Source organism: Hahella sp. HNIBRBA332 (genome assembly GCF_030719035.1).
In the GTDB taxonomy this organism is placed as follows: Bacteria; Pseudomonadota; Gammaproteobacteria; order Pseudomonadales; family Oleiphilaceae; genus Hahella.
Map to the genome: position 1 here is coordinate 1,209,944 of NZ_CP132203.1, position 22,252 is coordinate 1,232,195.

Here is a 22,252-nt window from a genome sequence, read left to right on the forward strand (position 1 = left end):
GCAATGCTGATGAGGGTATGGGAGCATACCTTACCCCTTAGGACTGGCACTAGAAGTGCTTAAGCAAGGGCTGTCCCAATACGACCCGACATAAATCCCGATACTGTGAAAGCTACGCAGACAAGCGAGAGACGACACGCTGGGGAGTCTGGCAACAACAGAAAGGGAGCGACGATCAAGACAAGGACCAGCAGGCAATATGCAGACCTTGCCATCACATTAAAACCACTTGGGAAAGCCTTTTGGGGCTCCGTAGTTCGTAAAATATGGGAACCTATTTCTCCTGCCCTGGTGAGATAGGTAAAACTAGGCGAACACTATTGTCGCCTTTGATAAAAGCTTCCGCACACTTTATACACAAACAACAGAGCAGTTACTTAGAGCCGTACTAAGGGTAGAACCGCATTACTGCATTTAGGGCTTTGAGTTGATCTGATTAGGTAACTCTCAAAGGCTAAGATGTATGACATGGCTCACAGCAGTAAGCGCACCCATTTATCGTTGCACTTTCCTCAGGATAGATTTTTTTCGCAGCGGCAATAGCTTCATGGCAGTTATTGCAGACTCCAAGATCAATCTGATTCGCTGGATGGGGTAGGTGACGGCACACATTAGGTGTCAGGTCATGGACTTCGTAATCGCCGCTTTCGGTTTGGGGGTTTTGATTCAGGCAGTATCTGGGCATCTGAATACTCCTTTAGTTAGCTGGTAGTCTCAGGCGAATTGCTCAATGGTGGACTACGGCTGCATGAGTAAGAATAGTTCATCAGACGAGTGTAATCTTGTTATTTCGATTTAAATATTCTATGGGGAGGGACGGGTCAGATCTCTGACACCTGAGCGACCAACCGAGCAGTAATGCCACAAGCCTCGCTAAGGCCCTGCAATCAAAAGGGCTATTCCAAATACCATTCGGCATAAGTCACGATACTGTGAGAGCCACGCAGACAAGCGAGAGGCGACACGCTGGGGAGTCTGGCAACAACAGAAAGGCAGTGACACCCAACGCGGCTATGGTTGGCAATGGCGCAAGCTCCGGGCGTGGATACTGCGACGGGATAACTACTTGTGTCAGGTGTGCTTAAAGGCTGGGCGTACCAGTGCGGCGACAGAGGTGGATCTCATCCAACCCAAGGCTAAGGGGGGGAGTGATCACGAAGATAATCTGCAAGGAATATGTGAGACCTGCCACAGGCGCAAAACATCAAAAGAGCAGCTAGCCTAGCCGGGTATAGCCAGGCGCCCACACTGTAGTCCATCGCCTAGGAGTCACCAGTACAAGGCTCAAAGATTGTTTGCTCTGGAAACCAAGGTGGGGTAGCCCCATATTTTTCATACAAAGCAGCGACTCGTCCTGTTCTAACCAAGTCCTCCAACGCTGCTTGGAGTGCAGCTTTGTGACGATTGCCAGGGCTAATTCCGTAGTAGTTTCCAATATTGATTTTCTTCTTATAAATGGCAAATGCATACTCTGTAACCCCAGCTGCCTCTAGTGCATCCAGTACAGATCTGCGATCAAGAACGGCCATCGCGTCAAATCGCGAGCCGTTGAACATTTTTACCATATTATCGTCATCTCCAGACTCCACTTTTTGAATATCGGAGGCGGTATTGAACTCTTTAAAATAAAAAGTGCCTCTTTTCACCCCAATCTTTAGGCGCTTAAGGTCATCAAAGGTTTTGACTGATTCTTCCCTGCCGGGCTTAACAAGAAACTCTATAACCTTCTCCTGATATCCAATAGGGCCAATATATTCAATTTCACGCACCCTCTCATCAGTGCATAACGTTCTAGGGAGAATATCTACGCTTCCTTTTTTTAACTCTTCGTAACTGGCTTTGAACTGCCTTTCTGAGAAGTGGACTGTATGGCCTGCTTTCGTTGCTGCCTCGCTGATAATATCAAGCAATGGGCCACTCATTGCCCCATCACTGATAACCATTTCAGGTGGGCGACTTCGGACATCAACATTTAGCTCGGCTGCTGAGGCTGTGCTCAGCCAAAAGAAACATAGGCCCCACTTTACATACGTCAGGACGTGGTAACGTTGTATCGGTAGCAAATGCATGAAATGACCTCGCCAAGTACGTATGGGGTTGAACTAATGGGCTGTTAAGCAAGGGAAGAATCGCGGGCTATTACACGGATGAGGTGGAGCCAGCTCACAGCCAAAGAACCTTTTCCTATACATACAGAGTAGCCAAGGATTCTGATACTGCCCACTTGATTCGCGCGTTTGTGATTGATAGAAGAATCTGCAAGCAATTTGTAGGCTATTGTCATAGGTATAAGACTTTGCAGAGTTGAGCAGGTATCGCTAGTTTATGCTATTGTAAGAATAGTTCTTACAAAGTGGAGGGCAAACCATGCCTAGAACAATCACCTTTCAGCCTAGCGCTGAGCTGGAAAGCTTCATTTCTTCGATGATCGAGACCGGCAGCTACAACAATCAGAGCGAAGTGATCCGAGCAGGGTTGAGGTTGCTACAAGAGCAGATGGCGGCTTCTAAACTGCAAGAGCTTCGTAGCCTGATTGATGAGGGAGAAGCCAGCGGAGAGCTTAAAAACTGGGATGTGAATGAGTTTCTTGCAAGGATGAAAAAGACCTCTAATGACGGATAAAACATTCAAGCTTCGTCCTAAAGCGGAGGCTGATCTTGTCTCAATCTATCAGTTCTCGTTAAAGGAGTGGGGAGCAGACAAGGCGGAGGCCTATATCAGGGAGATAAACGAAGCATTCCTGACGCTCGTTAACAACAAGACTCTCGGCAGTGATCGCAGCTACGTGCGCCCTTCTTTACGAGCTTATTACGTAGGCTCACATGTAGTCTTCTACAAGCCAACTGTTTATGGTGTCGCCGTTATTCGGGTTTTGCACCAGTCGATGGATTGTGTGCGGCATTTATGAGATCGTGTGGGCTTAATATCCAGAAAGAAACGTGGCGGAAGTGAAAGTCAACTGGCCCAAATCATAAGCATGAAGGCGGGCCTCGAAAAGTTGTTTCGTAATCTTTCTCGGATAGTAGTTTGCCAAATTCAGAATAATCCTTAATTTTTATTATGAGTAGCCAGCCATTGCCGTAAGGACCGTTGATAATGGCTGACGGATGATTGTTGATGCTAACGATATAGCCGGATAGAGGGATAATAAGAGGAAGTTTCTCGCCTTTGATGGTCTCTAACGTTCCTATTCTTTCCCCAGATGAATAGAGCTTATGGTAATCAACACCACAAGTGAGCCTGAGAGTGCCCTTAAGTTCAGAGACAAAGTCTGTCACACCAACGACGGCATAGCCTGCTAAGATACAAACCCATTCATGACAGGAATAATACCTCAATGTATCAGTTACCTTGTTCACCGGGTTTCCTTATCTATTAATTGTTTTTGTTGCGAACTTGCCACAGACGCTATTGGTGCAACTTCAGGTGTCGCGCAAGAGACTGCTTATTAACAGAGTATTCCGGTTTTATGAGTAAAAGAATCAGGGCAATGCTGATGAGGTTATGGGAGCATACCTTACTCATTAGGGCTGCCCCACACGACCCTACATAATCCCGATCCTGTGAGATTCACTCAGACAAGCGAGAAGCGACACGCTGGGTTGTCTGGCAACAACAGAAAGGCAGCGACACCCAACGCGGTTATGGTTGGCAATGGTGTAAGCTCAGGGTGCGGATACTGAGACGGGATAACTACTTGTGTCAGGTATGCTTATAACAGGGGCGAACCAGCGCGGCGACGGAGGTGGATCACATCCAGCCCAAGGCGAGTGGCGGGGATGATCGAGAGGCAAACTTGCGTGGGATATGTCAGTCATGCCATCGAGAAAAGTCGTTATTGGATACCTCTTAGCTATAATAGAGTAAAGGGGATAAATAATGACGAAGCCTTATGTCGACTTTGAGTGGACTCTTGCGGGAAGCATTGATACTCCTGAAGAGAGTGTTCTCAACTCTATTATTAATAAGCTTGTGCAGCTTTCAGAGCTAGCTGTTGCTGCTGAAGATATGCCGGACATTATGCTCCAGATTCAAACCTGCCAATGCGTCTTAAACAATCTGAGGATGCATGTAGGGAAAGCAAGCTTTGATTACTATTTCAGTATTGCAGATGTTGAGCTAGAAAAGCTGGACGGCCTGCTTGAGACCGAAGGGCCCAGCCTCTAGGGAATGATGTTGTCTGATTAAAAAACGATCAAACGACGAAAATAGGAAGGGGTGGGGCGGGTCAAATTTCTGATATCTGAGCGACCAACACCGCACCCCTAAGTCTTTTTTTATACCCGCGAAATTAAAAATTTTAGATTCACGCTGTGGGTGGAACCGCCACTCGCTTGCCACGTAGCACCAAATAAAGCAATGGTCCAGCAGATACAAATATGGCAGTCAAGATGAAAAAGGGAAGAACGTAAACGAAACCTTTCCCACGGCTTTTCGCATCTTGGTACATCCATAGGCAAGCTAATGAAGCGAGTATATAGAGGTCGATAACAACCTGAGCGGTATCCGGCCTGGACATGAGCTGAGCGCCAAACGCCACCAGCGACTGTTCTGCGCCAACCATTACCCAAAGGGTAAAACCCATGAAGAGGCAGAGGACAATAAGAGGGGGGATTGAGAGTCTCATAATAATCCTTAATCGAGTCTGAGGAATGTAGTGTTGCACTTTGCCACTAGTTAGATGGCCAAGAAGTACGGGCCTCAATATGCTTATAAACAAATGTAAAGGGGCGGGTCAAACCTGTGATTTGGGTCGTCCTCGTATCATGTTTTTATAATCACGATAATTAAATTCAGATAAACGCAATGAGTGGAACCGCAACCAGAGCAGGACGGGGGCGGAAGCCCAAGCCCGTTGCGCAAAAGCTCCTGGCCGGCAACCCCGGAAAGCGTCAACTCAACACCCACGAACCCCAGTTTTCACAGATCACTAACATCGATTGCCCGGACTGGCTGGGCGACGACGCGCGCCGTATGTGGGAGCTGATCGCCCCGGAGCTATGCGCGCAAAAGATCATCGCCATTACAGACGTGCATAACCTAGAGGCCTTCTGTGCTTCGTACGGTCGATGGCGTCAGGCGGAGCGTGAGCTGGCGCAATACGGCATCACCACCACGGACGCAAACGGCGGCCTGAAGAAGAACCCGGCGGCCACCGTCGCCAATGAATCCTTAAAACAACTGGCGACCTTCGGGGCGCTCCTGGGCCTGGACCCATCCAGTCGCCAACGTCTGACCGGCGGCGGCAACCACGACACGTCAAACCCCTTCGATAAATTCTGATTTTCGGTTATTCCATGGCTGCTAAATATCCTCATGTCGAGGCGGCGACGCGGTACGCCCGCGCCGTGCTGGACGGGTCTATCCCTGCGTATCGGTACACGCGCTTGGCGTGCCAGCGTTACCTGGACGATCTCGCCCAGGAGAGCGACCCGGACTATCCGTATTACTTCGACAAGGCGGAGGCCGAGCGAGTGTGCGAGTTCGTCGAACTACTACCGCACACCAAAGGCGAGTGGGCGTTCAAGCGTCAGCTTATCAAGCTGGAGCCCTGGCAGGTGTTCGGCTTCGTCAACATCTTCGGATGGAAGAGCAAGGCCGACGACCTGCGCCGCTTCCGCGAAGTCTATTGGTGCGTCCCGCGTAAGAACGGCAAGTCGATCATCGCCGCCGGCGTGGGGCTGTATATGTTCGCCTGCGATAACGAGTTTGGCGCCGAGGTCTACAGCGGCGCCACCAACGAGCGCCAAGCCTGGGAGGTATTCAGACCGGCCAAGCTGATGGTCTCCCGCACGCCTCTACTTCAGAAAGCAAAAGGGATCGCGGTCAATGCAAAGAACTTAAATCGCCCGGCGGATGAAGCGCGCTTTGAGCCGGTCATCGGTAAGCCCGGCGATGGCGCGAGTCCGTCCTGTGCGCTGATCGATGAGTACCACGAACACGACGCCCCCGACTTATACGAGACCATGGTGACGGGGCAGGGCGCTCGCCGGCAGCCGCTGACGTTTATTATCACCACCGCCGGCAACAACATCGAAGGCCCCTGCTACGACAAGCAGACCGAGGCGCAAGAGATGCTGGACGGCGTCGCGCCCAATGACGAGCTGTTCGCCCTGATGTACGGCGTGGACGATCCGGAGCGCTGGGCGGACCCGGACGTATTGGCCATGGCTAATCCGAATCTGGGCGTTAGCGTTTATAAAAAGTATTTGGAAAGTCAGCAGCAAAAAGCGATTCGCAGCGCTCGCTTTCAGAACATATTCAAGATCAAGCATTTAAATATCTGGGTTACAGCGCGCTCGGCGTTCTTCAACATGGAGCAGTGGCAACGCTGCTACGACCCCAGCCTGAGCGTGGAAGACTTCGAAGGCCAGGAGTGTATCGGCGGCCTGGACTTGGCCGGCAAACTCGACCTTAACGCTTTCATCAAACTGTTCTACCGCGACCTGATGGACGAGGACGGAAGAACCCGCCGGCATTACTACTGCCTCTCGCCGGTGTTCTGGGCGCCCGAGGATACGGTCAACAACCCGGACAACCGCAAGCTATCCAGTCGTTATCAGAAGTGGGCCAACCTGGGCGCGCTCACCGCCACCGATGGCGCGGAAGTGGACTATCTGGAAGTGTTGGCGGAAGTCACCGACACCAACCAACGCCATCCTATTGCGGAGATCGGCATCGATCCACACGGCGCGCTGAACCTGTCGCACCGCCTGGACGACGAGAACCTGAACCCGGTGCAGATCACGCAGAACTATTCCGGCATGTCCGCCGGCATGAAAGAGCTGGAAGCGGCCATCGCCGCCGGGCGTTTTCATCATGACGGCAACCCCATTTTAACCTGGTGTATGGGCAACGTAGTCGGACGCTATATGGGCGGCGCCGATGACGACATCGTTCGCCCAACCAAGGAACACAAAGACAAAAAAATCGACGGCGCGGTTGCGCTCATCATGGCCGTGGGCCGCGCTATGTTGGCGGCGGAAACCACCGGCCCCAGCATAAGGTTTGCCTGATGTTCTCCATTTTCAAACGTAAGAACGCCGCCGTCATCGACAGCTCGGCCAAGCTGGCGGAGTTGTTGGGCGCATGGTACGACGCCGACGCCGGCGTGCAGATCACCCCCGGCAACGCCCCGGAGATCAGCGCCGTATTTTCGTGCATCAAAGTCCTAACGGAATCTATCGGCATGCTGCCCTTAAACCTGTTTAAGGAACTGCCCGGCGGCGGGTCGGAAAAGGCGTCTAACCACCCGCTGCAGGCGCTGTTAAAGCACGGACCGAACGACTATCTGACCGATCAGGAATTTAAAGAACTGATCGTCGCGCACCTGTGCTTACGCGGTAACCATTACAGCTACATCAACCGCACGGCGTCGGGCCGGGTGCTGGAGTTGCTGCCGATGGCGCCGGATGCGGTGACGCCGAAACTTTCCAACGACTACGAACTGACCTATGACGTGCAGTTTAAAAGCGGCCCTGTGCGCACGCTGCCGGCGGAGGAGGTGTTGCATATCCGCTTATGGAGCCAGGACGGTTTAACAGGACTGAACCCGATTCAATACAACCGCCACTGCCTGGGGCTGGCCAAGGCGACGGAAAAGCACGGCTCCACGCTGTTCGCCCATGGCGCGAAACCCTCCGGCGTGCTCTCCACTGATCACGCGCTGACAGACAAGCAATACGAGCGGCTGAAACAGGAGATGGAGCTGCACCGCGGCGTCGCCAATCAGAACCGCGAGATGATCCTCGATGGCGGCTTGAAGTGGCTGCAGGTCTCCATGACGGCGGAAGACAGCCAGTTTTTAGAAACCCGCAAGTTTCAGCGCTCCGAGATCGCCGGCTTTTTCCGGGTGCCGCCGCACATGATCGGCGACCTGGAGCGGGCGACGTTTTCGAATATCGAACATCAGGACTTGGCGTTTGTCCGGCACACACTGATTCCGTATTGCACACGCATCGAGAAGCGTATCAACAAGGCGCTGCTTACCGATAAAGAGCGCGCCAATTATTTCTCCAAGTTTGTAGTGAATGCCCTTATGCGCGGAGACATGAAGACCCGCAGCGAGTACTACACCGCCATGATTCAAAACGGCGTCATGAGTCCGAACGAGGTCCGCATCCTGGAGGACATGAACCCCAGGGAAGGCGGCGATACCTATCTGACGCCGCTCAATATGGCGGTTAACGGCCAGCCTGCCGACGAGACGGAAACGAATTAAGCAGCCATACGAGGCACGCATGCACACCAAGCAAAAACTGGATATCCCATTAAAGATCAAGTCCCTGTCCGACACCGGTGAGTTCGAGGGGTACGGCTCCGTATTCGGGGTTAAAGACTCGTACAGCGACATTGTCGTCAAGGGCGCGTTTAACGCCTCTTTGGATCGCTGGAAACAACAAGGCCGCCTGCCGGCGCTGTTATGGCAGCACCGCATGGACGAACCCATTGGCGTCTATACCGCCATGGAGGAAGACGAGCACGGCCTCAAGCTGTCCGGGCGTCTGCTGGTTGACGATGACCCGTTAGCCAGGCGCGCTTACGGGCACCTAAAAGCCGGCTCTATTTCCGGCCTCTCTATCGGGTATTCCGTCCCCAGTCATGGCGTGGAATACGACAGCGCCAAAGAGGCGTTCTTAATCAAAGAAATCGACTTGTGGGAAGTGTCCCTGGTGACCTTTCCCGCCAATGACGAGGCGCGCATTGCGCAAGTCAAACACCGCCAACGAAACGCCGAGCACGCACAAGCCCTGGCCGCTATTTCATCCCTAAAACATATATTCACCACAAGGAACTAACCCTGATGCCAGTCGAATTAAAAGACATCCAAGACGTAGCGGAAGAACTGTCTAGCCGCTTCACGGAATTTAAATCAGCCAATGACTCCTCTATGGAGGCCACCCGCGCAGAGGTAATCAAGCTCACCGAAAAAACCGACAAGCTCAACGCCCAGCTTAGCGAACTGGAGGCCCTGAAAAAGGAGCTGGACGGCCTTTATAAAAAGCAGAACCGCCCCGGAACGGTGGAAGGGGATGCGGAATACCGCAAACACTTTATCGACCAGTGGATGCGCAAGAACAACGCCGCCGGCATTGAAGCCAAGGCCGTCAACCTGGGCGCGAATCAGGACGGCGGCTTTGGCGTGCCGGAAGAGCTGGACCGTCAGATTTTGGAATTAGAGCGCGAGCTGTCTCCCATGCGGGCGCTGTGCCGAAATATCCAGGTGTCCACGGATGGCTACAAGCGTCTCGTTAATCTGGGCGGCGCCGGTTCCGGCTGGGTGGGCGAGACCGACGCCCGCCCGGAAACCAACACACCCAAGCTGGCGCAGATTGAAGCCTTCATGGGGGAGATCTACGCCAACCCGGCCACGACCCAAAAGGCGCTGGACGATGTGTATTTCAACGTCGAGCAGTGGATCGCCGACGAGGTGGCGCAAGAGTTCGTCGACCGTGAAGCCGACGCCTTTCTAAATGGCGATGGCGTGGGCAAACCGAAAGGCATCCTGGCTTACGCCATGGACACCGCCCCGGACGCCTCCCGCGAGTTCGGCAAGCTGCAACGAGTGATCAGCGGCAAGGCGGGCGACTTCACCGCGGATAACCTGCTAAGCGTGATCTACCGTCTCAAGAAAGCGTTTCGCCGCAACGCCAGCTGGATGATGACCGGAACCACGGTGGAGAAGGTGCGCAAGTTCAAGGACGCGGACGGTAACTACATGTGGCGTCCCGGCATCGAGGCGGGTCAGCCTTCGTTGCTGTTGGGCTACGGCATCGAGGAAAACGAGGACATGCCGGAAGTGGCGGCGGATGCTAACGCCATCTTGTTCGGCGACTTCATGCGCGGCTATTCGATTGTGGACCGCATCGGCGCGCGCATGCTGCGCGACCCTTACACGCATAAACCCTTCGTCCACTTTTACACCACCAAGCGGGTGGGCGGCATGTTGGTCGACTCCAACGCCATCAAAGTGCTGACATTGAGTAAGGGGGCGTAATGGCCCCCATCACCTTAGAGGAAGCCAAGCAGCATCTGCGGGTGGAGCATGACGAGGAAGACGGCTACATCGAGACCCTGATTGCGGTGGCGGGCAATCTGGCGCAGGAGTATTCCGGTCTCTCATTCAATGAAGATGTGCCAGAGCTGGCCAAGCACGCCATAAAAATGATCATCGCCACCCTGTACGAGCAACGGGAGGACCAGACGGCGGCGACGGTCTCACAGGTTCCGTTGTGCTCCAAAGCGCTGCTGGACCTGCTGCGGATTCGGCGGCTATGAGAGCGGGACGGTTACGGCGGAGGGTGACGATTCAGGTTAATGACACGACTCAGGATGAATACGGCGAAACCGTGCAAGGCTGGCGAGATGTCGCTACGCGTTGGGCGGGCGTGGAGCCGCTGTCCGGTCGCGAGTTTCTGGCCGCCAGCGGCCCCCGCGCCGAGCTGACCACCCGTATTGTGCTGCGCTGGGAGCCGGGGCTGGCTGGGCTCACGTCGCAGGATCACCGAGTGATCTATCAAGGCCGCGTCTACGACATCCATTCCGCCATCAATACCAACGAGATGAATAAAGAATGGGTGCTGATGTGTGCGGACGTGGGGTCGGCAGTATGAGCAGCGGCGTCAAGATCAGCGGTTTGCGCGAGCTGCATCAGGCCTTACAACAACTCGGCAAGCAGGCGGCCAACAAGGCGGCGCGTGACGGACTGACTGAGGCGGCCAAGACGTTTAGGAAAGAGATCCGCCAAGGCGCGCCCGTGAAAAGCGGCCACCTGCGTAAGCACATCCGTTACAAGCTTCGCAGGGATCGCAGCGGTCGCGGTTTCACCGGTCGCGTAGGCGTGCATCCCAAAGCCTATTACGCCCGCTTTATCGAGTTCGGCGCGGCGCCGCACGCCATTCCCAACCCGACCACTGGGCGGGGGAGAAACAAGCGCAAAAACAAAAAGCGTCTGCGTATCGGCTCGCAGGTGGTGTCCGGCGTTAACCATCCTGGCATTGCCCCGCGTCCTTTTCTGCGCCCGGCGTTTCTGCGCGCCAAGGATGCGGCGGTCAAAGCCGCCGGCAAACGCATGTGGCGCTCCATTATTCAAGCGAGGGCGCGCCGATGATTATCCCGCGATTGCTGAAGCGTCTGCGCAAGTCGGATCAGGTCAGGGCGCTGATTCCGCCGTCCGCGATTCATGGACGTTTTCTACCGCCCAACGCATCAACGCCGGCGCTGTCCCTGCTGTATGTCGGCGACGATCCCGTCAACGACCTGGGCGGAGAGGATAACAGCCGCCGCGAACGGGCGCAGATAGACGCCTGGGCTTCAACGCTCAAGCAGGCGGACCAGTTGGCGGAGGCGGTGATCAAAGCGCTGGCCCCACGCGGCCAAGACTTAATCGCCGTGCGCAACGGCAAAACTTACGAGTACGACGACGCGGCCCAGCTCCACCGGCTGATGCTGGATTATTCATTCACCTTTTACGAGGACTGAGCATGGCGAAAATGCCTGCAGACGGAACCAAAATTGAAATCGACAGTACCACCGCCGGCACGCCCGACATTGAGGTGACCGGAGTTAAATCTTTTTCCGGTTTTGACGGCGAACGCCCCGAAATCGACAACACGGACTTATCCAGCGAGGCGTCCGAGTTCTTTCTCGGCAAGCGCGACTGGGGGAGCTTTAGCCTGGACTGGTTTATTAACTACAGCGACCCCGGCCAAAACGAGATCCGCGCCGCCGAGCTATCTGGAGCGCTGAAGACCGTCAAGATTACTTTTCCAGATTTAACCACCGTCACATTCAGGGCATACGTGAAGAACGCAACCAGCCTTTCCGGCGGGATCAGCGGCATGGTGGAAGGCTCCGCCGCGCTGCGCATCACCGGTAAACCCACTTTCGCGAAACCCTAAACGAGGAACTTTTATGAGTTATTTAAACAAAGCCCAGATCCTGGCGGCGCAAGATATCGAATGCGTAGACGTAGACGTGCCGGAGTGGGGCGGGACCGTGCGGGTCGCCCTGATGAGCGGCGCCGCCCGCGACGATTACGAGGGCTCGCTGATTCGACTGGCCCCAGATGGAACGGCGCAACGGGACCTGACCAACATTCGCGCCAAGCTGGTGGCGGTCTGCTTGGTGGACGACAACGGCGAGCGCTTGTTCAGCGAGAGCGACGTTAAAGCCTTGGGCGCGAAATCCTGCGCGGCCCTGGATCGCGTTTATCATGTCGCCGCCCGACTCAATCGCCTGACCCAAGGCGAAGTGGAGGACGCCGCAAAAAACTCCTGAGCCGGCCCGAGCGCCGGTTCTATTTCTACCTCGCCGCCAAACTCGGCAAAACCGTAAGAGCCCTACTGCAAGAGATCGATTCCGCCGAACTGGCCGAGTGGATGGCTTACGAATCCCTAGACGCCTACGCCGAGCAATTCGAACGTGAGCGTCAGAGTAGCGCGGAGCGTGCGGACGCACTGAAAAACCTCCTATTCGGCGATGCTTGGCAGGATGGATAAGGGCTGTCATCGATGGCGACGGATCAGTCAGATGACGATGCGTCGCCCGTTAAGATGGTTCAGGGTCGGTCTACCAGCGGTCGCGATAAAGGGTTATACCCGCTTTGGCGAGGTCGTCTTCGTCGTGTTTTCGCGTGTCTATTAACGCATCTGAATAGTAATAAAAGCCACGCCAGAACGGAGATTGCTCTTCAGTCTTAATGCTGACATTGGGGCTCTTAAGGTCAGGTGAAAGGCGCTTGATGATGGCGTTGATTTCGTCCTGGTTGGCGCTCTTTTCTGCGTGGCTTTGGGCGAGAAGCGCTAGGCCCGTGGCGGGTCTGGTAAGTAAAGGCGTTAGGATGGTGTCGGGTATATCTCCATCGGGGAAGACAGCGCGTGCGAGTTGGCCGAGGAGATACATCGGGTTGCTATCGTTCATGATGTTTACTCCCTTAAAGGTTTATTTCTCCTGTTTATTTTTCGGCATAAATGTACCAAAAAACAGGCCCCTGTCAAATGGCCTCTCCCCCTTAATTAAATCAATTACAGGCTTGCTATGAGTCAGGAAATGATTGGCGCGTTGTCCATCGATCTGCGCCTTGCGACGGCCAAGATCGAGGACGGGCTTAAGAGCGTCAATACCCATCTGGAGCGGACGGCGTCAGCGGCCAACAATGCCGGCAAAATGTTTACGACGTTGGCCACCATCGCCACGGCGGGTGTGTTTGGCGGGGTTATCAAAGGCAGCCTGGACGCGGCGAATCACCTGGGTGACCTGAGTGTGCGCCTGGGCGTGAGCGTGGAAGGGTTGAGCCGTCTCGCCTACGCGGCGGAATTGTCGGGCGTATCCGCCGGTACACTGGAAACCGGCCTGCAGCGCATGACCCGACGCATCGCTGAGGCCGCCGCCGGCAGTGGCGAAGCCATAGGCGCGATCAAAGCGCTGGGACTGTCTGCGCAGAAGCTCCAGCAACTGCGACCAGAACAGCAATTCGAAGTGCTGGCGGACGCTCTGGCGGAGGTGCCGGCGAAGTCGGACCGGGTCCGCCTCGCCATGAAGCTGTTGGACTCCGAAGGCGTCGCCCTACTGCAAACCATGGAAGGCGGCAGCGCCGCCATACGAGCCATGGGCGAAGAGTCCGACCGCACCGGCAATACCATCAGCACAAGCTTTGCGACTCAAGCCACCGCCGCCAATGCCGCCATAATCAAAATGAACGCGGCGCTGACAGGCATGACCAATAACATGGCCGTGGCGCTGGGGCCGACCATCGAGCAAGTCGCCCACTTCCTGGGGGATGTGCTGCCCGAGGCGGCGAAGCTGGGCGGGCAGGCGGTGCGGTTGCTCGCCGCCGGCGCGCTGGAGGTCAGCGCCAGCGTGATTGAGTTTATCCGGGTGGCGACCTACTACCTGGGCAAGCTCTCCGACGACGTGGCGGAGGTCGACGCCGAACTATACAGCATGCAGGAGAACCTGCGCGGCACCACCGGCGACATCTTTGCTCAGATGGCGGCGGCGGATCAGGAGACGGAAAAGTTCAACGTCACCCTGGGTCAAAGCGTCGTCACCCTGCAGGACTACCAGGGCGTGACCGCCACCGTGGCGGATAACTTGGTGCGGGTGAAGGCGGCGCAGGATGAGGCCAACGCCGCGCTGCAGCGTCAGAACGAAATCCGCGGCAACGTCGAAAGCATCCGTGAAGCCCTGCTGACCGAAGAGGAGGCGGAACGGGAGTCCTACCAGCGTCGGCGGGACATGCTGCAGGAGGCGTTGGACGAAAGCCTGTTAACCCAAGCCCAGCATATGGAGTTGCTGGGGGAACTGTCCGCGCAGCATCAAGCCACGCTGACGGAGATCGAGGCGCGGGAGAAGGGCAGGCGTAAGGCCCTGGCGGAGGCCGAGCATCAGGAGCGGGTGTCGGTCATGACTGGCATGCTGGGCAACCTCTCAACGCTCATGGACACCAAGTCAAAGAAGCTATTCGAGATCGGCAAAAAGGCCGCCATCGCTAACGCCATAGTCTCTGGCTATGAAGCGGCGGTGCATTCCTATAACAAAGGCGCGCAGATCGGCGGTCCGATAGTGGGCGCGGCGTTCGCCGCCACGTCTGTGGTTGCTACGGCTGTCCAGATCCAAAAGCTTAAATCGCAGAAGTTTGGCGGCGGGGGAACGGTCAGCGCCGGCGGAGGCGGAGCGCCGTCGAATACCTACCAGCCGCCACAACCCACGATCCCCAGCGGACCCGCCGGCGGGAAAGGCGAGGGCGCGCAGATCATTTTTCAGTTTAACGGATCCGTCAACGGCGACCCCTACCTGATCGCCGACGCCATTGCGCCGCACCTGCGGGACATTGTCAGCAAGAAAGACATCGTCATCGTGGAAGCGAACAGCCGCAACGGGCAACAGTTACGGGGGCTGTGAGCAGCGCCGAAAGGGGGCAGACACCTATACAGGCTGCTTGGATGCATGGCTAGAGTAGAAGGTAATGCTATGCCCTGCCGGCTCCTTCACTTGAAAAAACTGATGGTCGATGTTCGGGCGGTCCTCAATAGGAGAGGGAGCAAATCCAAGCGATGTGAAGTATTCATGTGTGGCGAGAAGGTCGTCAACCATGAGATCAAACGAGGCGTCGCCTGGAGTGATTGTCGCCTTATTCATCAAAATCAGATGGGTGCCGCCGCGTAACTCGAAAACAGACACGTCAGCCCCCCTGAATATCGGTCGCATACCGATAGCAAGCATGAACTGGGCGGAGGCTTCCATTTGATTTGTTTCCATTGTGACATGCCCAACACTGACGGAAGGGCGTTCGTTATTGGGGGCCATCTTACGCTCCTTGCAATGACTTGTTGTGATTCATCTGTTTGAGGATATTAATGTATATCGAGTATACCGCGAGACGCTTTATCGCGCCCGGCCATGCCGCAGGGGGCAATTACTGGATCGATGTGAAACTGACGCGCTGTGACTTCGATCCGCAGATTGAGGCGCAGACGACCACTGCGCTCAGCGGCAAATCGAAAACGCTGCTGCACCGTATCGATCAGACCTATGACATCGCCACCATGTACATGAACCAGCCAGAACAAATAGCGGAAATGCGGGAGTTCTTAGGGTCTGTCAGTGGTGGCGAGAGCTTTATGGTCAGCCTGCATGGCGACCGAGCGAGCCCGCTACAACCCGCTATGCTGGACCCGATTACCTGGAAGGAGGAACGCTATGGAACGACGGATTATTTAATGTATACCTTTAAAGTTCGCATCACTGAATAATAGATTTTAAATGTTGCTTCCAATAAACGATTCAAGCTGTTCTGAAGAAGACTCCGAATCAATGTTCATCAAAGTACATTTTGCTCGGCGGAGATACTTATCAATTGTCCTGCTTGAAACCTGTCTTTCTTCGAACTGCTCAAGAAGTTGCTCTAGGACGTGTGTTATCCTGCTCTCCTCTTCCGGAGCCAAATCCATGCCAATAATAGAGCTTTGTATGGTCCACCGAAAATCGGAGAAGCAGTCTATTGTACAGTTATTGCAGGCGGTTTCTAGGTCCAAGATATTGTCTAATAGCTCAATAGTGTCGGATAAGGCTTTTTGGCTTAGGCGGCGTTTGACAACCTTTTCTTGACTGCTTTTTGCTAAGTTTTCAATGATATAGTCGCACACTTGAGATAACCTGGTTAAATCATCTAACTTGTTATCGTCCAGCGATGTTAAGCACAATGAGAAGTACGGATAGTTGATAAGTGTCTTGTGGTTAAAGCGTATTATTCTATCTTTCTGAAGTGTCAGGTGAGTAATTATTTTTGCCTGTAGATCAGTGATGTATCCGTCATGCGAGTAAATATAATATTGCTCAGGCCAATTAATCAGAAAGCAATACTCTGTATCAAAGACAGTTAGGGATTCTTGAATGTGACTTGCAATATTTAATGGGTCGATTTCGTGGCTACAATTCTCGAATAATGTGATAACGTTTCCCAGAGAGCTATTGGAGCGCATTTGGTCCATTAGTAGGCCTGTAAGCTCTCTATTTGAAGTCTCAAGCTCAGCGTTTCTAGCCTCAAGCTCAGCATTTTTCTTCTCAAGCTCAGAAAATTCGTCGGACGCTAGCCTCTTTTTCTCTTTTTCTACAGCTTCTCGCTCGTAATTACTGATGGGGGTTAAATTGTTGTTGGTTATAAACTGCTGAAACATAAAGATAAACACCAAACCTGTTAATGAGAATCACGTCATCCTTATGTACGTATAATTTCCTATGTTGGATTTAAGCATTATCTACGCAGGTTAAAAATCAGTAGCGCTACTGAATTTTCTGTGCAGTCGTTTTTACCTCCCCCCATGTGCACTGCCTTGATCGTTTGTTTGACCTCTATTTAATCCCTTCAATTATTACCGATAGGTTCCAGCCTAATGAGAGTGAGCAATAGCGAATTTGTATCCGCCTGGAGCGGCGAGAGCGTGTCGCTTGTCTATGTCGTTGAGCTGTCGTTCTACCGCGCCAACGAGGACGTGGTGTATCTGACCAGCGGCCCGGTAACGGGTTTGTCTGGCGTAGTGTATGACGGCGTGCTGAACGCCCGTACTTTGTCCGGCACATCGCAAAAAAATCCAACCCGACAAATTGTAAGAGGGAAGCTTCTTTTTTATATCTAAATGAGTCACTCACGATATAAAAAATATAATCAAGGGTAATTCGACATATGGTGTAGGCTAAACGAGCTGTGCAAGTGCTTTGTCAAGAATGCCGGTTCTTGTTGGTGTGGCGAGTCTAGGTACGTACTTGATGGGTGTTTTTTGAGCTTGGCGAAAGGTTTGTGGGTGCACCATTTTTGCACCATGAGATTTCAGGCTGGCCTAAGCTTTTGAAACAAAAGGATATATTTTATATGCTATCCAATCCATCATCGGGGCCACGGAAAACCGACGAAGTCCATCATTGCTCGTCATGTCTGTGTTGTTTGCTGAAGTTGCAGGCATTATTACATTTCTAAAAATGGGGTGGCATGCAGCGAACTGAAGTCGTTGTTGCGCCTTTTGCTCTTGGGTGACCTGATTTGGTCAATTGGCGGGGCAGTATACCATGACCGATGCTTTAAGGCAGTGAGCATCGTGGCGGCTTGTGTAGCCTTTATGTCACGATTCGGACTTGTAACTTTATATGGAAAGCAACTGGGAGATGACATTGGTATTGATGTGCGTAGGTCTATTTATTGTGCTCGCTTTTATCACTCCGTTTTTTATATCTTCATGGAAGTGGTTGGGCGCTTTGGTTTTAGTCCTTGGGGGACTGCTTTTCATGCTGGGCGTTGAATTTATGTACCGAGAGTATATGGATACAGAAGTTAGAGATTACGGGACGCTGGGAATGCTTGTCCCTATGGTCATCGCTGTGACGGTAGGGCCTATATTTGCTGGCGGGCTTGTTAAGTTACTTTATTTGGCGATCAAGGCGGATATTTCTTCCTCGAATGGAGAGGCATAGCGACGCTATTCACCCCTCTTTGTCTTTCTTCAGGTTATATGCATAGGTCGCTTCCATCACTAGGGCGTATGGTGTCCAAGTTAAAATGATCAAGACGCTGAAGAAAACGCTAGAAACGATATGTATCCAGCCGGCGCCCGCTGAGTACGCCAGTGCGAGCAGAGTGAAAAAAGCGGCGATGGAAACTAGCCCAAACCTCCTGCGTTCAAGAAGAGCGCGATATAAATGCTCTCTGGCTACAATGAAAAAAAGCGCGATCCCGATAAATAGGAGTCCTGACTCTATCTGTGAATCCGCTGGTTCTTGGCTGCAAAGCAGGTTTACGCCGAGGGAAAAGTTGATGGGAAAGAATACCAAAGACACATGATGATGTGGGTTGTTCTTAATGTAATCGCATGTAATTGAAAGCCAATGGCCCTCCTTAGTCTCGTTTTTGGTCAGGAACCAGACCCAGAATGGCGCCGCCAGGAAGAAGCCTAGAAACAATAGCATGGCGAGAACGATAACCAAGGAAGATACCTCTGTGGCGGATGTCAGATTTTACATTTCATAAAAGGATTTTTTGTCACCTTTTGATTTATGAGTATAAGATACGCGGCCTGCAAAGTGGTGGCGCATAAAGTACTGCGTTAGGCGGTGCTCGCCATGAAGTATTATCTGCAGTCCAGCCAAGGTTTCCGCTGCATACTATGCGTCTCTCTCTGGCGCATAGTCCTTCAGAGTTGTTGCAACCCCTTATCAAATCATCTATCTCTTAGTATTCAGACTACGATCGGAATCGGCCGCTATGAATCTGGGTATTCGAACCCTGTTATCTCTTACCCTTGCCGGAATAGTCTTCATTACCACTAGCTTGGTGAATGGGATCGTTGACTATGAAGCTTCTCGCCGGTTGCGTAATGAGTTAGGGGAGCAGTATTCGGAACTCGCTTATCAAATGGCGGATCGGCTGGACAGAGCAATGTTCGAAAGGCTCAGTGACATGATCAACGTATCCAGTCTCCCCACGATCCGCAATCTCAATGGCTCCCAGGCGGAGCTGCAGCGCAATATTCTGGAAACCCTTAAGCGAACATACGGCTATTACGCCTGGATTGGGCTCACTGATGTTAACGGTGTGGTGCTCAGAGCTACTGGCGGCCTGATGGAGGGAGCGGATGTCTCTGGCTTGCCTTGGTGGAAAGAAGGGCATCTCGCCCCTTATGTTGGCGATGTAAGAGACAGCGAATTGCTCGATCGTTATCCGCGACAGGGCGACCCGACGCAACCTCTGCGTATCGTGGACTTCGCTGCGCCAATTTTGGGGCCGGAAGGCGCGCCAATTGGCGTAATGGGCGCTCATCTTAACTGGGACTGGGTTAAAGAAGCCGCTTCCAGCCTGCTGCAACAGCGCAACAAAGATATCGAACTGCTGGTGCTTTCAAAGGATGGCGATGTCCTGTTAGCGCCTGAAAATACGCCTTTTACGAAAGTGACGCTTCCTGACTCGCTCAGAGGCAACGAAACCCACATTATGACTTGGCCGGACGGTCAGAAGTATTTGACAGGCTTTTCCGGGACCAAGGGGTTCCTGGAATACTCCGGGCTTGGATGGACAGTGATTGCGCGGCGCGAAGTCTCCCAGGCTCTCGGACCGGTTCGACGGCTGAGCGCTGCAATATGGATGTGGGGAGGCTCGATTACTATCATTTTTGCGATGATTGGCTGGATGATGGCGGCGCGTATTTCGCGTCCTCTACGGGAACTGGCTGCTTCCGCCGAAGCGATTGAGCGCACGGATAGCCAACTTTCCTACACGGAGTCATTCGCCCCCAGAGAAATTCGCGGACTGGCGGCGGCTTTGCGGGATATGCTGGAAAAGCTGCGTAATCGCGAGGAAACCTTGCGGCGTCAGTATTCGGAGCTGCAAATGTTGTATGAAGGCTCACCGGTCGGCATCGCCATGATCGGGCAGGACTTGAACTGCCTGCGCATCAATACCCGTCTGGCGGATTGGTTTGAGTTGGATAATGCGCAGGTGGTGGGGCGCAACATCAATGAAATCTCCAGCGAGCTGATGGAGTGGACAAAGCCAGTGGTTTTGAAAGTGCTGGCTTCAGGCTCCCCCGAGCTTGGCATTGAGATGACGATGAAGGAGAGCAGCGCAGGTAAGACGCGGCACTTTTTAGCCTCCTGCCTGCCTTTATTTGAAGAGAAGAAAGCATCTGCCGTCGGCGTGGCGTTACTGATCAGCGAAATGACCGCGCAGCGGCAGGCGGAATACTTCGCGACTCACGATACGTTGACAGGACTGCCCAACCGACGTTTTCTCTCTACTTTTATTACGCAGGAGCTGGCGGTGGCGCGGCGGCAGCATAAGAAAGTCGCTGCACTGTATTTGGATCTTGATCGTTTCAAAGACGTCAATGATAACCATGGACATGACATCGGCGATACGCTGCTGCAGGAGGTGACGCGGCGATTACGTCAAGTGGTGCGTGAGTCGGACTTGATCGTCAGATTGGGGGGCGATGAGTTTGTGGTGGTGCTTTTGGATATCAAGGGCGTTTCCGATGTTACGCGGCTTGCGGAAAGTATTATCAACAGCCTGTCTGCCCCGTATGTACTTGATGGCGTCGAAGTGCGTACATCTCCCAGTATCGGGATTGCCGTTTATCCAGATGACGTAACGGGCGAGTCTCAATTGCTCTCCTGCGCTGATGAAGCCATGTATGAAGCCAAAAAAAACGGTCCTGGGCAGTATCGGTATTACGTCGATCTGCATGGCGCCGAAGAATAGTTTGGTGCTGTAACGCCTTCATTTCCCTCATAGACATTTACTCGTCGACTTGCGTCCTGTATTTAATGATCGTCAAAGCTAAGTATTTTATGTGGCTATCGATTAAGGAGTAGCATGTACGATCAATCCGTCATCGTCTTTGAACGCTATTTGCAGCGTTTGTCCGTCATGATGAACCGCCTGGAGGCATATGCCGAGACGGCGTCCAAGCAGGAGGCGATACTGCAAACGAGTCTTGCGCCAGGTATGTTTCCCCTTGTGCAGCAAGCGCGCACGGCAATCGGTTTTTCTATGCGGACCTGTTATCCATTGGCTGGACTGGAGATTCCAGAAATTGAGTCTCATGAAGACACCGTGGCAGATCTGCGCCGTCAAATTAAAGAAGCAGAGCGCTATTTGCAGGCCTTGTCAGCGCGTAATTTTACAAAGGCTGCAGAACGGGAAATTGTGACGACAGCTGGGTTCAAAGAGCTGCGATTGGGAGGCGAAACTTTTCTTACCCAATATGCATTGCCGAACTTTTTCTTTCATCTCAGCATGGCCTACGCAATTTTGCGACAGTGTGGGGTTCCAGTCGGGAAGGGGGACTTCGATGGTTTTCATGAGTATCCCGCAGGGTTTGCATTTTGAGCTTCACTGAGCATTGACCTTTGCGCTTCGGTTGTTTTTTTGGTTGCTTTCGACCAGAAAGAGGTGATCTATACTGAGGTGGCTTCATCACCTGTTGCGTTCAGTGCGCAAGCTAAATTCAATATAAGGAGAGCGATCCATGGAAAAGTTGTCCGGCGAACCTGAAAAGGGGAGTAAGGCTGACCGTATTGAAGAGCAGTATTCGTTCAAGTCCCGTTTTGTGTTTATTTTCGGCGATATTAATCATGAGATGGCGCAGGCGACTTGTCAGCGCTTGATAGCCTTGGCGGAAGACTCGGAAGATCCTATCAGAGTGCTGATTTCCTCTCCCGGCGGGCATGTGGAGTCGGGAGACGCTATTCACGACATGATTCGCTTTATCCGCGCGCCGGTCATTACGGTAGGAGCCGGGTGGGTCGCCAGTGCGGGAACGCATATCTACCTGGCGGCGGAGAAAGAGCGTCGTGTTTGTTTGCCCAATACGCGCTTTATGATTCACCAACCTGGCGGTGGCGCTGGCGGCCCTGCTTCGGATATCGCGATTCAGGCGAAAGAAATTCTAAGAGCCCGTGAGCGTATCGCCCATGTTGTCGCCAGGCAGACGGGTAAACCGTTCGAGAAAGTATTGGTGGATATTGAAAGGGATTTTTGGATGAGTCCAGAAGAAGCGATGGACTACGGCATTGTCTCTCGTGTCGTAGAGTCCTACAAAGATCTTCAGTAGATTTAATATTCCCTCACACTTCATGAGCGCCATTTAAAGCGCTCATGATTTTCCCATAACGATATATATAACCGACAATGTCGTGTATATGCTTCTGGAATAAATGATAGATAACAACCTATCTCTATTTTTGCCGCAGCCTGCTGATACTA

General features: G+C 53.1%; 29 protein-coding genes. 23 read left to right on the forward strand and 6 right to left on the reverse strand.

Annotated features, from left to right (window positions below):
- Window positions 1-1,114: 1,114 nt before the first annotated feature.
- Complete coding sequence (locus tag O5O45_RS31915; protein ID WP_371747968.1) at window positions 1,115-1,225, forward strand: HNH endonuclease; 111 nt, start codon at window positions 1,115-1,117, stop codon at window positions 1,223-1,225.
- A gap of 37 nt (window positions 1,226-1,262) precedes the next feature.
- Here O5O45_RS31915 and O5O45_RS05735 read toward each other — a convergent pair whose 3' ends face one another.
- Complete coding sequence (locus O5O45_RS05735; RefSeq protein ID WP_305904289.1) at window positions 1,263-2,069, reverse strand: substrate-binding periplasmic protein; 807 nt, start codon at window positions 2,067-2,069, stop codon at window positions 1,263-1,265.
- Between the two features lie 298 nt (window positions 2,070-2,367).
- Between O5O45_RS05735 and O5O45_RS05740 the strand changes: the two genes are divergently transcribed.
- Both O5O45_RS05740 and O5O45_RS05745 read left to right on the forward strand, forming a co-directional pair.
- Window positions 2,368-2,622 carry a type II toxin-antitoxin system ParD family antitoxin gene (locus O5O45_RS05740; protein ID WP_011398328.1) on the forward strand — a complete coding sequence of 85 codons (255 nt, stop codon included), beginning with the start codon at window positions 2,368-2,370 and terminating at the stop codon, window positions 2,620-2,622.
- Window positions 2,612-2,908 (forward strand): type II toxin-antitoxin system RelE/ParE family toxin, encoded by a 297-nt coding sequence (locus tag O5O45_RS05745; protein ID WP_305904290.1) that lies wholly within the window; start codon window positions 2,612-2,614, stop codon window positions 2,906-2,908. The genes O5O45_RS05740 and O5O45_RS05745 overlap by 11 nt, the downstream gene beginning before the upstream one ends.
- Before the next feature lie 61 nt (window positions 2,909-2,969).
- Here the strand turns inward: O5O45_RS05745 and O5O45_RS05750 are convergent, their stop codons facing one another.
- The gene (locus tag O5O45_RS05750; protein ID WP_305904291.1) at window positions 2,970-3,359 is read right to left on the reverse strand and encodes a glycine cleavage system protein H; all 390 of its coding nucleotides are present in this window, start codon (window positions 3,357-3,359) and stop codon (window positions 2,970-2,972) included.
- A 386-nt stretch (window positions 3,360-3,745) separates the two neighbouring features.
- Between O5O45_RS05750 and O5O45_RS31920 the strand changes: the two genes are divergently transcribed.
- The 13 genes from O5O45_RS31920 to O5O45_RS05810 all read left to right on the forward strand — a co-directional run bounded on the left by O5O45_RS31920 (window position 3,746) and on the right by O5O45_RS05810 (window position 12,279).
- Complete coding sequence (locus O5O45_RS31920; RefSeq protein ID WP_371747969.1) at window positions 3,746-3,853, forward strand: HNH endonuclease; 108 nt, start codon at window positions 3,746-3,748, stop codon at window positions 3,851-3,853.
- Between the two features lie 26 nt (window positions 3,854-3,879).
- Window positions 3,880-4,167 carry a hypothetical protein gene (locus tag O5O45_RS05755; protein ID WP_305904292.1) on the forward strand — a complete coding sequence of 96 codons (288 nt, stop codon included), beginning with the start codon at window positions 3,880-3,882 and terminating at the stop codon, window positions 4,165-4,167.
- A gap of 639 nt (window positions 4,168-4,806) precedes the next feature.
- Window positions 4,807-5,283, forward strand: coding sequence for a phage terminase small subunit P27 family (locus O5O45_RS05760; RefSeq protein WP_305904293.1), 477 nt, complete (start codon window positions 4,807-4,809; stop codon window positions 5,281-5,283).
- A 14-nt stretch (window positions 5,284-5,297) separates the two neighbouring features.
- A complete protein-coding gene (locus O5O45_RS05765) occupies window positions 5,298-7,016 on the forward strand; it encodes a terminase large subunit (protein WP_305904294.1) in 1,719 nt (572 codons plus the stop codon).
- Entirely contained in the window at window positions 7,016-8,221 is a 1,206-nt protein-coding gene (locus tag O5O45_RS05770) for a phage portal protein (RefSeq protein WP_305904295.1), read from the forward strand. The genes O5O45_RS05765 and O5O45_RS05770 overlap by 1 nt, the downstream gene beginning before the upstream one ends.
- Window positions 8,222-8,240: 19 nt before the next feature.
- Complete coding sequence (locus tag O5O45_RS05775) at window positions 8,241-8,798, forward strand: HK97 family phage prohead protease (protein WP_305904296.1); 558 nt, start codon at window positions 8,241-8,243, stop codon at window positions 8,796-8,798.
- A gap of 5 nt (window positions 8,799-8,803) precedes the next feature.
- Window positions 8,804-9,997 (forward strand): phage major capsid protein, encoded by a 1,194-nt coding sequence (locus O5O45_RS05780; RefSeq protein WP_305904297.1) that lies wholly within the window; start codon window positions 8,804-8,806, stop codon window positions 9,995-9,997.
- On the forward strand, window positions 9,997-10,278 hold the full coding sequence (locus O5O45_RS05785) for a head-tail connector protein (RefSeq protein WP_305904298.1): 282 nt from the start codon (window positions 9,997-9,999) through the stop codon (window positions 10,276-10,278). Before O5O45_RS05780 ends, O5O45_RS05785 begins: the two co-directional genes overlap by 1 nt.
- On the forward strand, window positions 10,275-10,613 hold the full coding sequence (locus tag O5O45_RS05790; RefSeq protein WP_305904299.1) for a phage head closure protein: 339 nt from the start codon (window positions 10,275-10,277) through the stop codon (window positions 10,611-10,613). Before O5O45_RS05785 ends, O5O45_RS05790 begins: the two co-directional genes overlap by 4 nt.
- A complete protein-coding gene (locus tag O5O45_RS05795; protein WP_305904300.1) occupies window positions 10,610-11,110 on the forward strand; it encodes an HK97-gp10 family putative phage morphogenesis protein in 501 nt (166 codons plus the stop codon). The genes O5O45_RS05790 and O5O45_RS05795 overlap by 4 nt, the downstream gene beginning before the upstream one ends.
- The gene (locus tag O5O45_RS05800; protein ID WP_305904301.1) at window positions 11,107-11,481 is read left to right on the forward strand and encodes a DUF3168 domain-containing protein; all 375 of its coding nucleotides are present in this window, start codon (window positions 11,107-11,109) and stop codon (window positions 11,479-11,481) included. The genes O5O45_RS05795 and O5O45_RS05800 overlap by 4 nt, the downstream gene beginning before the upstream one ends.
- Before the next feature lie 2 nt (window positions 11,482-11,483).
- Window positions 11,484-11,900, forward strand: coding sequence for a phage tail protein (locus tag O5O45_RS05805; RefSeq protein ID WP_305904302.1), 417 nt, complete (start codon window positions 11,484-11,486; stop codon window positions 11,898-11,900).
- 13 nt (window positions 11,901-11,913) lie between these two features.
- Window positions 11,914-12,279, forward strand: coding sequence for a hypothetical protein (locus O5O45_RS05810; protein WP_305904303.1), 366 nt, complete (start codon window positions 11,914-11,916; stop codon window positions 12,277-12,279).
- Window positions 12,280-12,570: 291 nt separating this feature from the next.
- On the opposite strand, the gene O5O45_RS05815 is transcribed toward O5O45_RS05810, so the two are convergent.
- Window positions 12,571-12,921 (reverse strand): hypothetical protein, encoded by a 351-nt coding sequence (locus O5O45_RS05815; protein WP_305904304.1) that lies wholly within the window; start codon window positions 12,919-12,921, stop codon window positions 12,571-12,573.
- 117 nt (window positions 12,922-13,038) lie between these two features.
- On the opposite strand from O5O45_RS05815, the gene O5O45_RS05820 reads away from it, so the two are divergent.
- Window positions 13,039-14,904, forward strand: a complete 1,866-nt coding sequence (locus tag O5O45_RS05820) for a hypothetical protein (protein ID WP_305904305.1) — start codon at window positions 13,039-13,041, stop codon at window positions 14,902-14,904.
- A 24-nt stretch (window positions 14,905-14,928) separates the two neighbouring features.
- On the opposite strand, the gene O5O45_RS05825 is transcribed toward O5O45_RS05820, so the two are convergent.
- Window positions 14,929-15,309 (reverse strand): VOC family protein, encoded by a 381-nt coding sequence (locus O5O45_RS05825; RefSeq protein ID WP_305904306.1) that lies wholly within the window; start codon window positions 15,307-15,309, stop codon window positions 14,929-14,931.
- Window positions 15,310-15,359: 50 nt separating this feature from the next.
- Here O5O45_RS05825 and O5O45_RS05830 point away from each other — a divergent pair, with 50 nt between their 5' ends.
- On the forward strand, window positions 15,360-15,755 hold the full coding sequence (locus O5O45_RS05830) for a hypothetical protein (RefSeq protein WP_305904307.1): 396 nt from the start codon (window positions 15,360-15,362) through the stop codon (window positions 15,753-15,755).
- A gap of 6 nt (window positions 15,756-15,761) precedes the next feature.
- Here O5O45_RS05830 and O5O45_RS05835 read toward each other — a convergent pair whose 3' ends face one another.
- Window positions 15,762-16,679 (reverse strand): bZIP transcription factor, encoded by a 918-nt coding sequence (locus tag O5O45_RS05835; RefSeq protein WP_305904308.1) that lies wholly within the window; start codon window positions 16,677-16,679, stop codon window positions 15,762-15,764.
- A 216-nt stretch (window positions 16,680-16,895) separates the two neighbouring features.
- Between O5O45_RS05835 and O5O45_RS05840 the strand changes: the two genes are divergently transcribed.
- Both O5O45_RS05840 and O5O45_RS05845 read left to right on the forward strand, forming a co-directional pair.
- Window positions 16,896-17,138, forward strand: a complete 243-nt coding sequence (locus tag O5O45_RS05840) for a hypothetical protein (RefSeq protein WP_305904309.1) — start codon at window positions 16,896-16,898, stop codon at window positions 17,136-17,138.
- 505 nt (window positions 17,139-17,643) lie between these two features.
- Window positions 17,644-17,967, forward strand: a complete 324-nt coding sequence (locus O5O45_RS05845; protein ID WP_305904310.1) for a hypothetical protein — start codon at window positions 17,644-17,646, stop codon at window positions 17,965-17,967.
- Window positions 17,968-17,976: 9 nt separating this feature from the next.
- Here the strand turns inward: O5O45_RS05845 and O5O45_RS05850 are convergent, their stop codons facing one another.
- Window positions 17,977-18,477, reverse strand: a complete 501-nt coding sequence (locus O5O45_RS05850) for a hypothetical protein (protein WP_305904311.1) — start codon at window positions 18,475-18,477, stop codon at window positions 17,977-17,979.
- Between the two features lie 277 nt (window positions 18,478-18,754).
- On the opposite strand from O5O45_RS05850, the gene O5O45_RS05855 reads away from it, so the two are divergent.
- The 3 genes from O5O45_RS05855 (at window position 18,755) to O5O45_RS05865 (ending at window position 22,100) form a co-directional block, all read left to right on the forward strand.
- Complete coding sequence (locus tag O5O45_RS05855) at window positions 18,755-20,746, forward strand: diguanylate cyclase domain-containing protein (RefSeq protein WP_305904312.1); 1,992 nt, start codon at window positions 18,755-18,757, stop codon at window positions 20,744-20,746.
- Between the two features lie 114 nt (window positions 20,747-20,860).
- The gene (locus tag O5O45_RS05860; RefSeq protein WP_305904313.1) at window positions 20,861-21,376 is read left to right on the forward strand and encodes a DUF1993 domain-containing protein; all 516 of its coding nucleotides are present in this window, start codon (window positions 20,861-20,863) and stop codon (window positions 21,374-21,376) included.
- 139 nt (window positions 21,377-21,515) lie between these two features.
- Window positions 21,516-22,100, forward strand: a complete 585-nt coding sequence (locus tag O5O45_RS05865) for an ATP-dependent Clp protease proteolytic subunit (RefSeq protein WP_305904314.1) — start codon at window positions 21,516-21,518, stop codon at window positions 22,098-22,100.
- Window positions 22,101-22,252 lie beyond the last annotated feature (152 nt).

What these genes read in the sequence shown, in the direction of transcription:
- O5O45_RS05735 (WP_305904289.1), bottom strand. Translation starts at nt 2,069, where the DNA reads ATGCATTTGCTACCGATACAACGTTACCACGTCCTGACGTATGTAAAG.
- O5O45_RS05740 (WP_011398328.1), top strand. Translation starts at nt 2,368, where the DNA reads ATGCCTAGAACAATCACCTTTCAGCCTAGCGCTGAGCTGGAAAGCTTC.
- O5O45_RS05745 (WP_305904290.1), top strand. Translation starts at nt 2,612, where the DNA reads ATGACGGATAAAACATTCAAGCTTCGTCCTAAAGCGGAGGCTGATCTT.
- O5O45_RS05755 (WP_305904292.1), top strand. Translation starts at nt 3,880, where the DNA reads ATGACGAAGCCTTATGTCGACTTTGAGTGGACTCTTGCGGGAAGCATT.
- O5O45_RS05760 (WP_305904293.1), top strand. Translation starts at nt 4,807, where the DNA reads ATGAGTGGAACCGCAACCAGAGCAGGACGGGGGCGGAAGCCCAAGCCC.
- O5O45_RS05765 (WP_305904294.1), top strand. Translation starts at nt 5,298, where the DNA reads ATGGCTGCTAAATATCCTCATGTCGAGGCGGCGACGCGGTACGCCCGC.
- O5O45_RS05770 (WP_305904295.1), top strand. Translation starts at nt 7,016, where the DNA reads ATGTTCTCCATTTTCAAACGTAAGAACGCCGCCGTCATCGACAGCTCG.
- O5O45_RS05775 (WP_305904296.1), top strand. Translation starts at nt 8,241, where the DNA reads ATGCACACCAAGCAAAAACTGGATATCCCATTAAAGATCAAGTCCCTG.
- O5O45_RS05780 (WP_305904297.1), top strand. Translation starts at nt 8,804, where the DNA reads ATGCCAGTCGAATTAAAAGACATCCAAGACGTAGCGGAAGAACTGTCT.
- O5O45_RS05785 (WP_305904298.1), top strand. Translation starts at nt 9,997, where the DNA reads ATGGCCCCCATCACCTTAGAGGAAGCCAAGCAGCATCTGCGGGTGGAG.
- O5O45_RS05790 (WP_305904299.1), top strand. Translation starts at nt 10,275, where the DNA reads ATGAGAGCGGGACGGTTACGGCGGAGGGTGACGATTCAGGTTAATGAC.
- O5O45_RS05795 (WP_305904300.1), top strand. Translation starts at nt 10,610, where the DNA reads ATGAGCAGCGGCGTCAAGATCAGCGGTTTGCGCGAGCTGCATCAGGCC.
- O5O45_RS05800 (WP_305904301.1), top strand. Translation starts at nt 11,107, where the DNA reads ATGATTATCCCGCGATTGCTGAAGCGTCTGCGCAAGTCGGATCAGGTC.
- O5O45_RS05805 (WP_305904302.1), top strand. Translation starts at nt 11,484, where the DNA reads ATGGCGAAAATGCCTGCAGACGGAACCAAAATTGAAATCGACAGTACC.
- O5O45_RS05810 (WP_305904303.1), top strand. Translation starts at nt 11,914, where the DNA reads ATGAGTTATTTAAACAAAGCCCAGATCCTGGCGGCGCAAGATATCGAA.
- O5O45_RS05815 (WP_305904304.1), bottom strand. Translation starts at nt 12,921, where the DNA reads ATGAACGATAGCAACCCGATGTATCTCCTCGGCCAACTCGCACGCGCT.
- O5O45_RS05820 (WP_305904305.1), top strand. Translation starts at nt 13,039, where the DNA reads ATGAGTCAGGAAATGATTGGCGCGTTGTCCATCGATCTGCGCCTTGCG.
- O5O45_RS05825 (WP_305904306.1), bottom strand. Translation starts at nt 15,309, where the DNA reads ATGGCCCCCAATAACGAACGCCCTTCCGTCAGTGTTGGGCATGTCACA.
- O5O45_RS05830 (WP_305904307.1), top strand. Translation starts at nt 15,360, where the DNA reads ATGTATATCGAGTATACCGCGAGACGCTTTATCGCGCCCGGCCATGCC.
- O5O45_RS05835 (WP_305904308.1), bottom strand. Translation starts at nt 16,679, where the DNA reads ATGTTTCAGCAGTTTATAACCAACAACAATTTAACCCCCATCAGTAAT.
- O5O45_RS05840 (WP_305904309.1), top strand. Translation starts at nt 16,896, where the DNA reads ATGAGAGTGAGCAATAGCGAATTTGTATCCGCCTGGAGCGGCGAGAGC.
- O5O45_RS05845 (WP_305904310.1), top strand. Translation starts at nt 17,644, where the DNA reads ATGGAAAGCAACTGGGAGATGACATTGGTATTGATGTGCGTAGGTCTA.
- O5O45_RS05855 (WP_305904312.1), top strand. Translation starts at nt 18,755, where the DNA reads ATGAATCTGGGTATTCGAACCCTGTTATCTCTTACCCTTGCCGGAATA.
- O5O45_RS05860 (WP_305904313.1), top strand. Translation starts at nt 20,861, where the DNA reads ATGTACGATCAATCCGTCATCGTCTTTGAACGCTATTTGCAGCGTTTG.
- O5O45_RS05865 (WP_305904314.1), top strand. Translation starts at nt 21,516, where the DNA reads ATGGAAAAGTTGTCCGGCGAACCTGAAAAGGGGAGTAAGGCTGACCGT.